The sequence below is a fragment of the Rhodococcus sp. NPDC059968 genome (assembly GCF_042738615.1).
GTDB lineage: Bacteria > Actinomycetota > Actinomycetes > Mycobacteriales > Mycobacteriaceae > Rhodococcus_F.
This window is the reverse complement of the sequence record NZ_JBHWUE010000110.1, coordinates 1-16,501: the sequence shown is the minus strand read 5'-3', so window position 1 is coordinate 16,501 and position 16,501 is coordinate 1. Positions and strand designations below refer to the sequence as shown.

The 16,501-nt window shown below is 62.0% G+C and carries 14 protein-coding genes and 2 pseudogenes; 11 read left to right on the top strand and 5 right to left on the bottom strand.

The window, feature by feature from the left end; all coding sequences use genetic code 11:
- Positions 1-114 precede the first annotated feature (114 nt).
- Complete coding sequence (locus ACFWAY_RS45230; RefSeq protein WP_378515156.1) at positions 115-1,794, top strand: FAD-dependent oxidoreductase; 1,680 nt, start codon at positions 115-117, stop codon at positions 1,792-1,794.
- A gap of 815 nt (positions 1,795-2,609) precedes the next feature.
- On the opposite strand, the gene ACFWAY_RS45225 is transcribed toward ACFWAY_RS45230, so the two are convergent.
- The 3 genes from ACFWAY_RS45225 to ACFWAY_RS45215 form a co-directional block, all read right to left on the bottom strand.
- On the bottom strand, positions 2,610-3,989 hold the full coding sequence (locus ACFWAY_RS45225; RefSeq protein WP_378515155.1) for an FAD-binding oxidoreductase: 1,380 nt from the start codon (positions 3,987-3,989) through the stop codon (positions 2,610-2,612).
- A gap of 35 nt (positions 3,990-4,024) precedes the next feature.
- On the bottom strand, positions 4,025-5,242 hold the full coding sequence (locus tag ACFWAY_RS45220) for a cytochrome P450 (protein WP_378515153.1): 1,218 nt from the start codon (positions 5,240-5,242) through the stop codon (positions 4,025-4,027).
- Positions 5,243-5,316: 74 nt separating this feature from the next.
- Positions 5,317-5,631, bottom strand: a complete 315-nt coding sequence (locus ACFWAY_RS45215) for a hypothetical protein (protein ID WP_378515152.1) — start codon at positions 5,629-5,631, stop codon at positions 5,317-5,319.
- Positions 5,632-5,798: 167 nt separating this feature from the next.
- On the opposite strand from ACFWAY_RS45215, the gene ACFWAY_RS45210 reads away from it, so the two are divergent.
- The 9 genes from ACFWAY_RS45210 (at position 5,799) to ACFWAY_RS45170 (ending at position 13,275) form a co-directional block, all read left to right on the top strand.
- On the top strand, positions 5,799-6,950 hold the full coding sequence (locus tag ACFWAY_RS45210) for an amidohydrolase family protein (protein ID WP_378515150.1): 1,152 nt from the start codon (positions 5,799-5,801) through the stop codon (positions 6,948-6,950).
- A complete protein-coding gene (locus ACFWAY_RS45205; protein WP_378515149.1) occupies positions 6,947-7,717 on the top strand; it encodes an SDR family NAD(P)-dependent oxidoreductase in 771 nt (256 codons plus the stop codon). Before ACFWAY_RS45210 ends, ACFWAY_RS45205 begins: the two co-directional genes overlap by 4 nt.
- A gap of 28 nt (positions 7,718-7,745) precedes the next feature.
- Positions 7,746-8,510 carry a crotonase/enoyl-CoA hydratase family protein gene (locus tag ACFWAY_RS45200; protein ID WP_378515148.1) on the top strand — a complete coding sequence of 255 codons (765 nt, stop codon included), beginning with the start codon at positions 7,746-7,748 and terminating at the stop codon, positions 8,508-8,510.
- Positions 8,495-9,010: a VOC family protein gene (locus ACFWAY_RS45195; protein WP_378515147.1), complete on the top strand. Its 516-nt coding sequence runs from the start codon at positions 8,495-8,497 to the stop codon at positions 9,008-9,010. The genes ACFWAY_RS45200 and ACFWAY_RS45195 overlap by 16 nt, the downstream gene beginning before the upstream one ends.
- A 109-nt stretch (positions 9,011-9,119) precedes the next feature.
- Positions 9,120-10,256: an acyl-CoA dehydrogenase family protein gene (locus ACFWAY_RS45190; RefSeq protein ID WP_378515146.1), complete on the top strand. Its 1,137-nt coding sequence runs from the start codon at positions 9,120-9,122 to the stop codon at positions 10,254-10,256.
- Positions 10,257-10,259: 3 nt separating this feature from the next.
- On the top strand, positions 10,260-11,168 hold the full coding sequence (locus ACFWAY_RS45185; protein WP_378515145.1) for an acyl-CoA dehydrogenase family protein: 909 nt from the start codon (positions 10,260-10,262) through the stop codon (positions 11,166-11,168).
- Positions 11,165-11,644 (top strand): MaoC family dehydratase N-terminal domain-containing protein, encoded by a 480-nt coding sequence (locus tag ACFWAY_RS45180; RefSeq protein WP_378515144.1) that lies wholly within the window; start codon positions 11,165-11,167, stop codon positions 11,642-11,644. The genes ACFWAY_RS45185 and ACFWAY_RS45180 overlap by 4 nt, the downstream gene beginning before the upstream one ends.
- Entirely contained in the window at positions 11,641-12,072 is a 432-nt protein-coding gene (locus ACFWAY_RS45175) for a hypothetical protein (RefSeq protein WP_378515142.1), read from the top strand. Before ACFWAY_RS45180 ends, ACFWAY_RS45175 begins: the two co-directional genes overlap by 4 nt.
- Positions 12,073-12,129: 57 nt before the next feature.
- Positions 12,130-13,275, top strand: coding sequence for an acyl-CoA dehydrogenase family protein (locus ACFWAY_RS45170; protein WP_378515141.1), 1,146 nt, complete (start codon positions 12,130-12,132; stop codon positions 13,273-13,275).
- Positions 13,276-13,852: 577 nt separating this feature from the next.
- Here the strand turns inward: ACFWAY_RS45170 and ACFWAY_RS45165 are convergent.
- Positions 13,853-14,275: pseudogene (locus tag ACFWAY_RS45165) on the bottom strand (IS3 family transposase); the annotation flags it as partial.
- Positions 14,276-14,904: 629 nt separating this feature from the next.
- Positions 14,905-16,023 (bottom strand): annotated as a pseudogene (locus ACFWAY_RS45160) (MFS transporter); the annotation flags it as partial.
- Positions 16,024-16,181: 158 nt separating this feature from the next.
- Here ACFWAY_RS45160 and ACFWAY_RS45155 point away from each other — a divergent pair.
- A partial coding sequence (locus ACFWAY_RS45155) for a transposase family protein (RefSeq protein WP_378515140.1) occupies positions 16,182-16,501 on the top strand: 320 nt, incomplete at its 3' end.

Below are 16,501 nucleotides of genomic sequence, written 5' to 3'. Positions count from 1 at the left end.
GCGATGCATTGTCGAATTGGTTAGTGCGCCTTGACGAAGTGCCACGTGCCGAACGGTGCCGCCTCGGGAACGGGCAATCCAGTCCTTGTTGAATTGCTATGTGAGGAATGAGCCATGACCTACGTCATCACCCAGGCCTGTTGTAACGACGCCTCCTGCGTTTCGGTATGCCCAGTCAATTGCATCCATCCCACCCCGGACGAGGCCGCGTTCATGACCACGGAGATGTTGTTCATCGATCCCGCCACGTGCATCGACTGTGGAGCCTGCGCAGAGGCGTGCCCAGTCGACGCGGTCCGAGTCGACATCGAACTGTCAGATAACGAACAGCGATACGCGGAAATCAACGAGGCCTACTACGTTCAAAACCCGATCGACCCGGATGCAAACAGGACGATCCCTCGGCAGCGTCGCACCGCGGACTATGCCGGCCTGCGGGTAGCGGTCGTCGGGTCGGGACCCGCGGCCTGCTATGCGGCCGCGGAGGTGGCGAAGCATCGCGGCGCCGAGGTAGACATGTACGACCGGTTGCTCACCCCGTTCGGTCTGATTCGATCCGGCGTTGCCCCTGATCATCCGGGAACCAAGACGATCACCAACCTATTCAAGCGGACGGTGTCAAAACCCAATGTCCACCTCCATCTAGGTGTGACGATCGGCGAGGACCTGAGCCATGCCGAGTTGCTCGAGACCCACACTGCCGTGATTTATGCGGTGGGCGCAGCTGGTGATCGTCGGCTCGACATTCCTGGTGAGGATCTTGTAGGTAGCCACGCAGCCACCGAGTTCGTCTCCTGGTACAACGGGCATCCCGATTTCGCTGACGCACGCTTCGATCTGTCAGGTGAACGGGCGGTAGTCGTGGGTAATGGCAATGTTGCGTTGGACGTGGCGCGGATTCTCGTAGCCGATCCGGACGAGCTGGATCGGACTGATATCGCAGACCATGCGATCGAGGCTCTGCGCCGCAGTAACATTCGGGAGGTCGTGATACTCGGCCGGCGTGGCCCCGCTCAGGCCGCATACACCAACTCCGAGTTGTTGGCACTGCTGCACCTACCAGACGTCGACCTGGTCATCGAGAACGAGGAAGCTGAACTCGATGGAATTACTCATGACTTGATCTCACGCGGGAAGACCACCGCCTCGGTTCGGATCAAAGCCGAGCTGGCAGCTGAGATCGCTTCACGTCCAACAACGGGGGCGAAGAAGCGAATTGTATTGCGTTACTTGAAATCACCGGCTGATATCCTCGGCTCTGAGCGCGTCTCGGGTATACGTCTAACGAACAACTCGCTGGTCTACAACGACGATGCCACTGCGCGAGCGGTGGCATTCTCGGGTGGTGAAACCATCGACTGCGGCCTAGTGCTCCGGTCGATCGGATACCGTGGAAATGAGATTCCCGGGGTCCCATTCGATCAGAGGCGAGCCGTCATTCCCAACGACAGCGGCCGTGTTCTCGATCGTGCTGAGGGTCAGCCCGTAGCGGGTACATACACCGTTGGGTGGATCAAACGCGGACCGACGGGGGTCATCGGCAGCAACAAGAAATGTGCGGAAGAGACCGTGGGCGCCCTCCTTGACGACTTCGGCGCAGGGATTCTGCAACCTGTCCCGGGTCGCGCGCGTCTCGACCAGATGCTGACAGATCGGGCCCCCGATGTCGTCGACCTGGCAGGCTGGAACCGTATCGATTCGGCCGAACGAAAAGCAGGTTCCACACGCGGCAAGCCGCGGGTGAAGTTTGTGGATCCGGAGTCCATGATGAACGTGGTCCGGGGACAAGGATAGTCTCCGCACGAGGGACTTCCTCGCCCGCGCACAGTATTGCGACGCCACAGATGCCTCTCCGCCGGTTCTGAGCACGCGGAGAGGGCCATCTGCTGGCGTGATCACAATTCCCGAGCGAATCCCGAGCGAATCTCGAGTGTGTGGGAGGACCATCGACCAACACACTGCCATGAGCTCGACAACGCGGGCATATCGGCGGAAGCGGACCGATTGGACCTGCTGGCAAAGATCTTCCCCGTTCTCCGGTCAGACCCGGGCTGGCACTTCGGATCCCCGAACTTGCCGAGCCGGGCACGACGTCGTATCCACCTTCGAGTGGCGAGAAGGATATCGCGCCACCGGAATATGTGTGGGCGATCCCGTGGCCCGGAAACCAATGCGTCCCGACGTGTGGTGGCGGCGGTGCGCGCCAATAGTCGCTACCTGAATCGGATCTTGCCCTTCCCGGGGTACTCGCGACCGAGGAAGGCCGAACTACGGTCATGCAACGGAGTAGACGAAGATCCGGTGGTTCGCGCCCAGTGAACCTTGCGGCCGAGGTTTCACGCACCACACCCGCAGTGCGTTCCTTCTGGGGGCCTCGGACACGCGCATACCCGTGGGCTGAGGCCGAGCGGTGTCGGGTGACGGACGGTTGCGGCACTCGCAGCCGAGCGGCAGGGCATCAACTCGCCCCAGCAGTTTCGACGATTCGGACCGCGGATTGATCCTGTCGCGGATCTCCTGGGCGATATGCGACTGTGTGGCCGTCACGGGGCGGGCATCTGCGGCGGTCTGGCGGACTGACTGTCCGGCAGACCACCGCAATCAGTCGATCAGGAGATGTTCTGGTTGTACCGCAGCAGGTTCTGGGGGTCATACTGCTTCTTCAGCTTGGACAAGCGCTCGTAACTTGCCCCGTAGGAGTCCACCACCTGGGTGGCTGCCTCACCTGTGGACAGGAAGTTGGAGTACACGCCGGTGGTGTACCTCTCGATTCCGCTCCACAGGTCGCGAGTCCAGCTGACGTTCTTCTGATCGTCCGCTGGGTTTTGCCACATCGACGTCGCAAGGAAGCTGAAGGCTGATGCCCTGTGCGGGAACGCCGCCGAGGATTCAGGGATCCGGGTGATCGCTCCGCCCATCTGCTCTACCGCCAGAACGGTCCGCTGGGAGGGGACAGCCGCGAAATGCTTGGCCAGCTCACCGACCAGATCGTCGGTGAGTTCATTGAAGAACCCGGACTTCCAGTAGTTGCGCTGACCGCTCGCGAACGTCTTGTCGAACATGCAGTGGAAGTCGCGATATGCCATCTGCTTCTGCGTCACGTTGGTCGGGTGCCCGAATCCGACGACCGAGTTGATGACCTTCGCGCCCTCCTCCGGATTGCCGAACCACGCGGAGAAGAGTGTCACGCTGGGTCCCTGGCCGGGAATGGTGAGAAGGTTGATTGCGATGATGAGGTCGTCGTCCGCCTCGCGGGTCTGCTGCCGGTAGTGGCCGATGACCTCGCCGAGTGCATCTACCGGATACGTGGCGACCCCAATCGTGACCGGCGTGGTGTACTCGTGAAGCTCGAAATCGAACGCGGTCACCACCCCGAAGTTCCCGCCGCCGCCGCGAAGGCCCCACAACAGTTCGGGGTTCGAATCTTGGTCCGCGCGCACGTGGTGTCCACCAGGAGTGATGAGGTCGGCGCCGACCAAGCTGTCGCATGCGAGGCCGTGCTTCCTCATGAGCCAGCCGATCCCGCCGCCGAGTGTCAAACCGGCGACACCGGTCGAGGAGATGTTCCCACCCGTGGTGGTCAGCCCAAAGCCTTGCGTCTCCCGGTCGAACTCGCCCCAGTTCACGCCGGGCTGGACGCGGATGGTCCGCCCGCTCGGGTCGACGTGTGCACCCTTCATCGATGAGACGTCGAGGACCAGGCCCCCGTCGTTGAGGGCATTACCGGCAACGTTATGCCCGCCGGCACGGACGGCGAAGGGGACGCTGTTGTCGTCGGCCCAGCGGAGTACTTCCGCGACGTCGGCGGGGCCCAGGCACTGAATGACGACTCCCGGAGACTTGGTGATCATCCCGTTGTACAAAGTGCACACCCGCTCGTACTCCGCGGTACCGGGTTCGAGTACCCGACCTCGCAGGCTTCGGACGAGCGTCGACGGGAGGCTCTCTGCCGTGACGGACTGGGAGGTGAGATCGAGTTCGGCGGTCATAGAGGTGTTCCTTCGGAGTTCGGTGATCTGTGGTGCTATCGGTGTTGGAAGGTCAGTGACAGCTTTTCCGGGCCGTGCAACATGCCGGCTGGGGCGGTCATTTGTGGTGCCTCGGCGATCTGTACGTCGGTGAAGCGTGACGTCAGTAGGGTTAATGCCGCTTCCATTTCGGTGCGCGCAAGGGCTGCGCCGAGGCAGTGATGCATTCCCCAGCCAAACGGGAGGTCGTATCGCTCGGCGCGATCGAGGCGGAGCCGGCCGGGGTCGGCGAAACGCGCGGGATCGTGGCTGGCGGAGAGAAGGTTCAAGATGATTCGTCGGCCCGGTTCCACGCGGACGTCGTGGATCACGATCGGTTCACGCGGGATGCGGACGACGAAACGGGTCACCGGCCGCATGCGGAGGGCTTCATCAACTGCCGCGGGTACGAGCGAGGGGTCGTCGTGGAGCCGGTCCCATGCATTGTGTTGGACGAGTTCCAGAACAGCGGATGCCAGCTGGTAGCGGGTGGTGTCCTGTCCGGCGAAGATCAAGTTGACCAGGCTCCACGCCAGTTCCGCGTCGGTGAGTTTGCCTTCCGTGTCTTGTACGGCGATCAGGGAGCTGATGACATCGCGTTCGGGCCGCTTCTTTCTGGTCGCGACGAGTTCGGTGACGTACTCGGCGAGGGTGCGCAGTGCCGCGTCGATGCGAGGGAAGTGCGGTGCCAGCGGAACTGCCGCCAGCAGGTGGAGTTCGGTCGCGGCAGCTGTGAAGATCCAGATGTCTTGGGAGGGTATTCCCAGAAGCTCGCACAACACCCGCATGGGGAAGGGGCTGCTGAAGTCGGCAACGAAGTCGCACCGGCCGTTGACCCATTGATCGGTCAGCGCAGCGGCCGCCGCACTCATGTCGTGCCGACGCTCGGTGACGTGGCGCACCCGAAAACCGGCGCTGAGAACCCGTCTGATCCGGCGATGTTTGTCGCCGTTCATCGCGACCAACAACCCCTCGTCGGCAAACTCAATTAACGACTTGGGGCCACCCATCCGTTCGTAGACCGATGCGCTCTGTGAGTCGAGACGAGGATCGGTGATGAGTTCGGAAACGGTCGCATAGTCGAGGACCTCGACGCCGCGCCTGCTCCGGTGGACCGGTCCTTCGGTGAGCGCCTCGCGGAGGACGTCCAGCGACTCCCGCTCGAACTCGTCGCTCAGGACGTCGAGGAACGGAAGGTCGGACTCTTTCCGCGTAGAGATGTTATTCGCGCCCATCGAGGCCCACCCTCCGTCAATACTGGCCTAGTTGTCCTAGTTATATATCAGCGCGGGTCCCCCGGGGGCAATCCCTAGGTGTGGAATTCCTTGGGATCGCGACCGTAGAACTCTGCAGCGTTCGCCTCGGTTATCGCGTGAGTCGAAGTACGCCGCAACGCATCCCGCAACCCATCGAGTCTGCGGACGGAACCGGAAATCGTGTGGTCCAGTGCGGCGTTCGGCTCCGTCTCGGCACGTTGCCGTAGGTCCGCCAGGCGTCGTTCCTCGACCGCGACCTCCTCCGCCAGTCGCACCCGCGCCTCGTTGTAGGTCAACAAATCGAGATCGTCGTCGTCTTCGTCCCGTTGTGGAAAGGCGTCTACCGAACCGTGATTCTTGATGCTCATTACTTTCTCCGCTCGTCTCCGGGGGGCCCGAATGTCGGTACCTCATTGCGTCAACAGCATGGTGCGACTAGCTTGGATCATATCTCACCAGGTTACAAACCATGAGAAGAATTTCGCCCCGGCGGAGCTTGCGACAGCGCTCACGCCGTGACCACAAGGAGGCACTGATGCCACTTCAGGACTACATGCAGATTCTGTCGGTGGATGACCACCTGATCGAACCGCCACGGGTGTTCATGGACCGCCTACCGATGAAGTACTTGGAGGCAGGCCCGAGCATCATCGAGGATGAGAAGGGGCATCATGTATGGACCTACGAGGGTCGCCGTTACCCCCAGATCGGTCTGAACGCAGTCGCCGGCAAGGATGCCAAGGATTTCGGTATGGAACCGGTCCGCTACGAAGACATGATCCCGGGGTGTTACGACCCGGTAGAGCGTGCCAAGGACATGGATCTCGACGGTGTGCAGGCAGCTATGTGCTATCCGTCCTTCCCGGGCTTCGCGGGCAGGGTGTTCCTCCAGGCCGAGGACCCGACGCTGGCGCACCTGTGCGTCCAGGCATGGAATGATTTCTCGATCGGGGAGTGGAGCGGTTCGGCGCCCGGCCGATTCATTCCGCTGGCGATGCTTCCGGTCTGGGATACCGCCCTGTGTGTGAAAGAGATTCAGCGGGTTGCGGCGATGGGAGCTCGCGGGATCACCTTCCCTGAAAATCCGGCCCCCCTCGGGCTGCCGTCCTTCCATACCGATCACTGGGATGCGGTCTTCACCGCATGCGAAGATGCCGGTCTCCCGCTCTGCTTGCACTTCGGATCCTCGAGCCACGTTCCTGGATTCACCGATGACGCGCCGCTGGCAGTCTCGATCGCGCTCTACAGCACGAATCTGATGGCGACGACGACGGACCTGTTGTTCTCGGGCGTCCTGCAGCGGCACCCGCGGCTGAAGATCGTGCTCGCCGAGGGCGGTATCGGATGGATTCCCTACATCCTCGAAAGGTGTGATTACGTCTGGGAGCGTCATCGCTGGTACGAGGACATCGATCGCGAGACGAAGCCCTCCGATCTGTTCAGGAAGCACTTCTGGGGTTGCTTCATCGACGACAATTTCGGTATCCAGTCGCGGGAACTCATCGGTATCGACAACATCACGTTCGAGGTCGACTACCCGCACTCGGATTCGCAGTGGCCCAACACCCGCAAGTACGCATCCAAGTCGTTCGCGGACGTTCCCGATGACGAGGTCCATCGAATGGTCGAACTCAACGCTCGGAAGCTGTTCCGGTTCGGCCAAAAGGGAGAGCTGACCGAAGCATGACAGCTCAGCAGACCGCAATCGTGACCGGTGCCGCGTCCGGCTTGGGGATGGCCACCGCACGGCTGCTCGCGAAGCGCCCTGACCTGCACGTCGTTGTTCTCGATATCCAGGACGAGGCGGGTACGCGCCTCGCCCAGGTGCTCGGTGGTTCCTTCGTCCATACGGATATCACCGACGAGAGTCAGGCGATCGAGGCGATCGAATCAGCGGTGTCAGTGGCACCCCTCCGGTATCTCGTCAATTGCGCCGGTGGCGGCTGGGGATCGCGCACGATCGGCCGCGACGGTGAGTACACATCGGCGCACCCGCTCGGCAACTTCGCCAAGACAATGGCCCTGAACGTCCTCGGGACCTTCAACATGACGCGGATCGCAGCCACGGCGATGAGCCGGAACACCCCCGACGTCAACGGTGAGCGCGGATCGATCGTGAACACCGCCAGCGTGGCGGCGTTCGAGGGTCAGATCGGACAGGTCGCCTACGCGGCGGCGAAAGCGGGAATTGTGGGCATGACGCTGCCCCTCGCGAGAGACCTGGCCGCCGCCGGGATTCGAGTCAACACCGTCGCACCCGGAACGTTCGAGACCCCGCCAATGATGGCTGTGGATGCAACTATCCGCCAATCGTTGGGTGATGCGGTTCCCTTCCCGAAGCGACTCGGTTCGCCGCCGGAGTTCGCCGAGCTAGTTTCGCACCTGCTCTCGAATCCATACATCAATGGCGAAACGATCCGCATCGATGGTGCGATCCGAATGGGCCCGAAGTAGGGATTCGAGTGGAGACGAAGGAGTAGACGTGACAGACACTGTGATCACCGAGCAAGTCGGCAGAATCTTGATCACCACGCTCAACCGGCCGCAGGTGCGCAATGCCATCGACGGCGAGGCGGCACGCGGGCTGGCCCGAGCGCTCGACGAATTGGACGAGAACGACTCGATCTCGGTGGGAGTACTGACCGGGGCGGGGCAAACATTCTGTGCGGGTATGGACCTCAAGGCCTTCCTGACCGGCGACACGCCGGAGATTCCGGGGCGCGGCCTCGGAGGATTGACCGAACGGCCGCCGCGCAAACCGCTCATTGCAGCGGTGGAGGGGTGGGCGTTGGCGGGTGGCCTCGAATTGATGCTCGCCTGCGACATGGTTGTCGCCGGCGAGGATGCGAAGTTCGGTGTGCCCGAGGTCAAGCGAGCGCTGGTCGCCGGCGGGGGTGGAGCTTTGCGCTTGCCCAAGCTGATCCCGCCGGCGTTCGCGATGGAGTTGTTGTTGACCGGCGAGCCGATCGATGCCGCGCGAGCTGCAGCTATGGGCTTGGTGAACCGGGTGGTACCGACAGGTGAGGCGCTCGACACGGCTCGAGAGCTTGCGGCAGTGATCGCCGGGAACGGTCCGCTCGCCGTCGCCGCGACGAAGGAAATCGCGCGCCGCACTTCGGACTGGACCGAGAAGGAAGGGTGGGTGGAACAACGCCGGCTGATGGAGACGGTGAACAACTCGTCCGACGCCAAAGAGGGAGCCTTGGCGTTCACGGAGAGAAGACACCCTCAATGGCGCGGGGAGTAGCGGCGTTCTCGCACATCGCGGTGAGTGTGTCGAACCTCGACCAGGCCGTCGATTTCTACTGCAGTGGACTCGGATTCGGCCCGGGCGAGGAGTACTCCGCCGCCGGGTGTGAGGTTGCCGCAATCATGGGAGTGCCCCGCACGGGCTTTCGTGGAATCTTCCTCCGGCTGGGCGTGACCCTGCTCGAATTGCTCGAATACCGTGAGGCCCTCCCGAAGAGCGCCTGGCCCAGGGACCCGCGGGAAGTCGGCTACGCCCACATCAGCGTGATTGTCCCCGATATGCGCGAAGCCGTCGACAACGCCCTTCGGCACGGCGGGGCTTTCTGCGCGCAACTCGACCATGCTTTCGGTGGCGGGCAAAAGACAACGATCACCTTCCTTCGCGATCCGGACGGCAATCGCATCGAGCTGATCTTCCACCCCAATAGCGAAGAGACCCGCGCGCACTCGAACTTTCTCGGCATCGGCGCAATTCGATGGCCGGCGGACGTCGTGTGACGGGCGCTCTGCTCCAAGTGTGACCAAAACGTTTTTTTATGGACTGTGAAGTCATCTGAAGCTACGTTAACCTAGTTATAAATGAAGGCACTCACCGTATGGAGGTCACATGGAGTTCGGGTGGCGAGACGAAGACGCCGACTTCAGATCGCAATTGAAGGAATTCATCACGGATGAACTCCCTGAACGATGGTCGGACCTGATCCCGGGAGAAGAGCCGGCGTCAGACTTCATCCTCGACTTTTGCCGCAAGCTCGGGGACAAGGGCTGGCTGACCCCCCACTGGCCGGTTGAATACGGAGGCGCGGCAGGGTCCCCCTGGCAGTTCATCATCCTCGGTGAAGAGCTCTGGAGTGCCGGCGAACCCCGCGGATCGCAATACATGAATGTCAACTGGATCGGCCCGGCGATCATCAATGCGGGTACACCGGAACAGCGTAACTATCACCTCGGCCGGATCAGCAGGGGCGATGTGTTCTGGTGCCAGGGCTTCTCCGAAGCGGAGGCCGGAACCGACCTCGCCAATATGCGGACCAGTGCGGTTCGCGACGGTGACGAGTACATCATCAACGGGGAAAAGCTGTGGACCTCCTACGCCGGAGAAGCCGAATTCTGTTTCGTGCTCGCCCGGACTGATCCGGAGTCCACGGGCAACGCGGGCATCTCGATCTTTCTCGTGCCCACCGATACGCCGGGATTCGCGATCGAACCGATTCCCAGCGTCCTCGACATCCACGAGTTCAATCGACTGACTTTCACGAACGTGCGGGTTCCTGCGGCAACACGTCTCGGCCCGGAAAACAGCGGTTGGAAAGTAGTCCGAGAGGCACTCTCGCACGAACGAATCGGCGGTCCTCGCTATGCGCGTGCGGCCCTGGTCACCGGGCGGCTTCGGCAGATCGCGGACGAGCGAGGATGGTTGGTCCGAGACGGAATCAAGACCCGACTGGCCGAGGCCGAGGCGTCATGTGAGGCCGCGAAGCTACTTGTCTATCAGGCCATCCACGCGCGAAGCTGCGGTCGCTCGGAAAATCTCGAAGTCAGCCTTGCTCGGGTAGCGATCGTCCGATGCGAACGCGTGGTGGCCGACCTGGCCCTCCAGATGTTCGAAGACGAGAGCATCGAGCGCGGATCGATGGGCAACTCGCAACTGAAAACCTCGATGATTGCAGGACTAGGTGGTGGCAGCGTGGAAGTTCAGCTCAACATGATCGCGCGGTCGCTGCTCGGAGCTGTGGGAAGGTAGATCATGGATTTCGACATCAGTGAGAGCCAAGGACTGAGGCTGGCGACTGTCGCAGACATCGTCGAAGCAGCCGGTGGTCCGGCTGCTGAGACCGAACAGCTCGATCAGAAACTCGAGGCGAGCGATGTCTTGTCTGACGCCTGCGTCCTCGACCGATTCCTGGTCGCAGAGGAGCTGGCACGGATCGGTACCAGCAGCACCTTTGGTCTCCGTGCGCTCCTTGCAGACTGCCTTCCCGAGGGGCTTCCGCCGGGCAGCATCGCAGTAACCGAAGCGCATCGCCGCGGCCCAGTGCGGTTTGCGAACAGCGCATCGTCCATCGTCGTCCTCGACGGGGACCGGACACGACTGTACGAGTCGGTGGCAGATTCCGTTGTCCCCGCCGAGACCAGCTTCGGCTTCACCTACGCTCATTTCCGGCCGAAAGGTGAGGGCATTCGTCTCACCGACGGTGCCGAGGACATTCTGCGTGCGCGGTGGCGGCTGGCCATGGTCGCCGAGATCGCGGGCAATGCTCGCACGGCGGTGGAGAAGACTGCCGACCATCTCGTCTCACGCGTTCAGTTCGGTCGCCCGTTGAGTTCACTGCAGGCCCTCAGACATCGCCTCGCCGAGGCCGCGGTCTCCGCAGAAGCAACAAGGTGGCTTGGCCGCGAAGCGGCCTTCAGCGAAGATCCACGCGCGATCCGACGAGCATCATGGTACGCATCCGACACAGCGGCGACCCTGGTCCCAGACCTGATGCAGATGTGTGGCGCCCGCAGCTTCACCCTCGAATTCGGGCTTCACCTGTTCACGATGCGAATGAACTCCCTGCGTTTGGAATTTGGCGGAATCGATCGACTGGGCCTCGAACTCGCAGAAGGCAACTTGCCGCACGCCGAACACGCGACATCAGGTAGCCGACTGTGAGTGCGGGACCCGTCGTTTCGGCAGCCGCTCGAGACGCTGTCGGAACGGTTACCGCCACGTATCGCAGTGACCCGGTATCATTGCGCCAATTGCGAGAATACGTTGCCGCCACCGGCGGCCGTCCAGAAGAGTGGGGAGACCCGGACGATCCACATGCTGCGATCGTCACTCCTCCGCTGTTCTTCCACGCAGTTTGTCGACGGGTGGTGGCAGAGGCCGACCTGGGTGCTGACGGGCAGTACTCGTTCCTCGGCGTCGAGGGAGTGTCCGGTCGAACCATGGCCGGGGGACACAAGTACGAGCTACTCGAGCCCGTGAAGGTCGGGGACGTGCTCTCGGTGACCGAACGACTCAAAGACATTACCGAAAAAGATGGGCGCACAGGACCATTGGTATTCGTCACCACAGAAGCCGACTATCACAACCATGAGGGAACACTTGTGGCTCGATACCAGCAGACAACGATCTTCCGATGAGCGACAGCGCACCCCTACGCGGCGGTGAGCAGCCGAAAATCGACGATAAGTTGCCGGTCCTCGAGCGGACGCCCACCCGACTCACCCTGTTCCTGTTCGGCGTCGCCTACTGGACATCGCACAAGATCCACTATGACGTCGAGGCAGCCCGGGCCGAAGGCTTCGACGACGTCCTGGTAACAGCCAACCTACTCAGCGCATACAACGTTGAGCTACTAACTCACTGGACCGGCAACCCGCAGTGCGTGCTGGAACTCGCGGAACGCAATATTTCGCCCGCAATCGCCGGCGAAATGCTGACCATTACCGGCCGCGTGGTGGCCCTGGAACCCGCAGGAGACCGCACGACGGCCCGGTGCTCCCTGCTCATCTCACACAGAGATGGAAGCACGGTGCTGGAAGGGTCCGCGCTAGTCGCTTTGCCATAGTTCCGAGGTCGAAGCCCACGTCAGTCGTCATGACATTGGGCGAGTTGGAGGAAGAATATGAAGCGCAAAATTTTCGAAACCGAGCACAACGAATTCCGTCAACTCGCAAGATCGTTCTTCGAAAAAGAATGTGCACCCCACACCGAGCAGTGGGAAAAGCAAGGGCAGGTAGATCGAGAAGTCTGGCTCCGTGCAGGCGAACTCGGCCTACTCGGATGGGAGGCGCCCGAGGACTACGGTGGCTCCGGCTTACGCGACTTCCGGTACAACGCCATCATGACCGAAGAGTTCATCGCGACAGGGTCGGTGGGGTTCGGCTACTCGCTGCACAACGATGTGATGCCCCCGTATCTGATCGATCTGACTACCAATGAGCAGAAGCAGAGGTGGCTACCCGGATGGGTTACGGGTGAACTTGTGACCGCGCTCGCGATGACGGAACCCGGCGCCGGATCTGATCTGAAATCGATCCGGACAACGGCCAAGCCCAGCACGGGCGGATATGTGCTGAATGGGTCTAAGACCTATATCACCAACGGCATACTCGCTGACCTTGTCATCGTCGTAGCCAAGACCGATCCTGACGCAGGGCACCGTGGAATCAGTCTGCTGATGGTCGAACGGGGAATGGACGGGTTCAGTCGAGGCCGCAATCTCGACAAGATCGGAATGAAAGCTCAAGATACTGCTGAGTTGTTCTTCGACGATGTTTTTGTGCCGGCCGCGAATCTGATCGGGGAAGAGGGCCGTGGCTTCTACCACCTGATGAAGGGCCTCGCGCAGGAGCGGGTGGCATGCGCGGTGACCTCGACGGCTGTGATGGAGCGTGTCTTGGAACTCACTTCAGAGTTCGTCAGGACACGAATGGTATTCGGGCAGCCCTTGGGTGCACTGCAAAATACCCAGTTCGTCCTTGCGGAGGTGAAGGCCGCGACCGAGGTATGTCGAACCTTCACCGACGACGCCATCGCCGACCTTGTCCGCGGCGATCTCAGCCCTGAACGTGCTGCGATTGCGAAGATGTTCGTAACAGAACGCCAGTGGGAGGCGGTAGATGCCTGCCTGCAACTGTTCGGCGGTGCCGGCTACATGAATGAGTACGAGGTCGCCAGGCTGTGGCGAGATACCCGAGTTCAAAGGATCTTGGCAGGGTCGAGCGAAGTGATGCGGCATATCATCGGGCGATCCCTGAACCTTGGTTGATGCTCGGTGCTGCCCTCGAATACACGAGTCGAACGGCAGAGGGCGGGCTTGGTTGTGGCTGGCCGAGCGCCTGTATAACGGGTGTGGCGACGAGGCGTAGGAGCGAACCCTGAGGTCCGCTCCCCGAACATCCCCACTTGTGACAGCTCGACCGACCGACCGACCGACGGAGAAGGCAGTCCAATATGGCGGTTGCAACGGTAGTGCCGCCAAGGACCTCACCCCGTTCGCTGGCGGTCAAGATAATCGATGGCCTCGGATGGCGTTGCCCGGCAATCTGAAAATCACTGATGCCCCACCTCGCCCGGAAGCGAGAGGAGGTGGTGCTTACGCGAGAGTGTTTCTTCCTCGGGCGCCCGGTCCTCCACCGCAATCACCTCAAGTCCGGGCGGGATCCGTATCTTGGGGCAGCGCGGGCGACCATCGGTTCCCGGTGCCGTCATCGCGCACCATGACCGAGACACCACCTGGAGCTGGGGCGGTGGTCATCGGTGAGGCAGTGCACAAGTCGGCGCGGCCGCCAACGCCGCCGACACCGAGTATCGGTTGACACCAAGGTCCACCGGGATGCCACCCGAAACTCCGGATCGCCGGCGTGGATGTCGAGCGCGGCATTGATCAGAAGGGCATCGTCCCAGTCCCGCAGCGGGACCGGATCGGTGCTCCACTGGTAGAACGCTTTCCGGGAGAACCCCAGCACCCGGCAGGTCACCGCGACGGGGACACCGTCAACGGCAAGGTCACGGAACACCGCCCGACGCATCACCTCCGCCTCCTGTTCGAGCAGCCGGATACGCCTGCGGGCCTTCTGCAGTTCGGCGGACTCGTCCCTGGTGACGCCGGGTCGGGTGCCGTCCTCGATGTCGGCGTTGCGCAGCCAGTTCTTCAGGCAGGTCTCGGATATCCCGAAATCCTTCGCGATCTGTGGCAGCGGGGATCGGCCGCACCCGGCGAGGCGGATCACCGGCACTTCGGTCGTTGCTGCAGTTTGGTCCGTGATCTCGATGCTGTCACCGCCGGGGCTGACGCTGCCGCCCAGTTCCGGCGCTGTCGAGGGGCACCTGAATCGGATGCTCAAACCCGGCAGATGTACGGGCGAGCCAACTTCGACCTACCCCGCAGACGTGTCATACACGTCGGATAGTCAAGCGCCCATGCGAATCACGGAAAGTGCGCTGGATCCAATTACGTGACGGTCGACAGGAAGCGGATCTTCCTTCGACCAGCTGGTGTAGGGCAGAGACCACCCACATCTAATCCAAGGAGACGCCCTCATTCGGGCCACACTGGTGTGGGAATGTAGCGGGCGCCGTCACGGTCGACCCTCGATGCTGATCGGACCCCGGACAGACCGGTGACGCCGCGGTGTCATGACACTGATGGGGCGCCGTTGGTACCGGAATGGACTCCGGCCGGCGGACGAGTCCATCGGCCGGAGTCCACAATGAGCATGGCGTATCAGTCGAAACGATCCGGGCTCACCTTCGCCTCGCCTGCATCGCGGCGGTCACGGGTGCAGCGGACGACCCGAGGCGAGATCGTTAACCGTCAGGGCAGTAGAACTCGTAATTAGCCTGGTTCGCCCTGTGGTGTACTCGTCGTGGAGACACCGTCATCCGAGGTGCTTGGTCAACCATGCGACGACCGGGCAAGTATAGCCAGAGCCGCCAATCCGATCGATGCGATCCCGACGATCCAGATCGCCGGACCGAAGACCGAGCCGCTGACGATCGCGAGTTGTGCACCGATGAAGGGGGCCAGCCCGGCACCAAGGACGGTTCCAATATTCTGGCCAAGGTTCGAACCGCTATAGCGGAGATTGGCCGGGAACAGTTGGGCGATCAATGTGAACGCTGGCGGCATCATCGCCACGCTCAGTACGTTGTAGACAACTATCGCTACCACCAACGGCATGAACGTTTCCCCGGTGCCGAGCAGCCACAGGACGGGGAAGGCGCTCACGATGAACGCTGCAAGAATGATGCTCGCGACGCGTCGCTGACCGAATCGCGCGGTCAGCCAACCCGACAGGGGCACGCTCGCGGCACCGATAGCCGATGCGAGAGCAAGCGCTGAGAAGACCGTGCTGCTCTGCAGTCCACGGGACCCGACAAGGTAGGTAGAGAACCATGCAAGGAGGCCGGCCGTACCGTTTGCAGCGATTGCGACACCACCGGCGAGAAGAATTGTACGCCCGTGATTCCGGAAGAGTGTCCGGATCGGGGTGGAGGCAACCTGATTGTTCTCCACCATTTTGTCGAACTCAGGAGAATCTTCCAATCGGGTTCGCAGCCGCACTGCTACAAGAAGTAGAGGGAGCGCAGCGAGAAACAGTACGCGCCAACCTGTCTGACGCATCCAATCCGCGTCAGCGGTGCTACTGAGAATCCAAACAGCGGAGGTTGCCACGGTAGTTCCGAGTGCAGCGCCGAACGGGGTGAGTGAGGCCAGAAAGATCCGCTTACGAGGGGGTGCGGATTCGAGTACGAACGTGACCGAACCGAGCATTTCCGAACCTGCGGAGAGGCCTTGCCCCAACCGCAAGAGAACGAGCAGAACTGGTGCCCAAATACCGATAGTGTCGTAGGTCGGGAGCAATCCCACTGTGCCCGAGCACAAGCCCATCAGTGTGAGACTGGCGATGAGAGCGCGGCGCCGGCCAACGCGATCGCCGATCCGCCCAAAGATGAGTCCACCAACTGGTCGTGCGACAAACCCTGCGCCGAACACCGCGAGTCCCGCTAAAAGCGAAGTTGCAGCGCTTGCCGCGGGGAAGAAGAGGGGTGCGAAATAGGGCTCTACTGACCGATCTGTGGGTGTTTGAGGGCGGCATAGAGGCGCACGCCGTTGTCCCCGTAGCGTTCCGGCTTGTCTAAGGTCAGGTCGCTACAGATACGGAAAACGGCGTGCGCAACAACAGGATATGGGCTGGGATTCTCGGTGTCGAAAATACGGTCGTGGAGGCTGTCGAGTTCGACGATGAGCTCGCGTGTGTGGTGGTCTCGGTGCGGCCCGCCGCCCGGGTCGGGTCCCGGTGTGGGATGTGCCGGCGCCGGTGCCCCGGCTATGACGGTGGGGCGGGGCGACGGCGGTGGCGGGCCCTCGATGCCGGCCTGACCACGGTGATCATAGAGGCTTCGGCGCCGCGGGTGTCGTGCCGTGAGCACGGGGTGGTCGTCGCGCATGTGCCGTGGGCCCGCCACGGTGCCGGGCACACCGTGCGGTT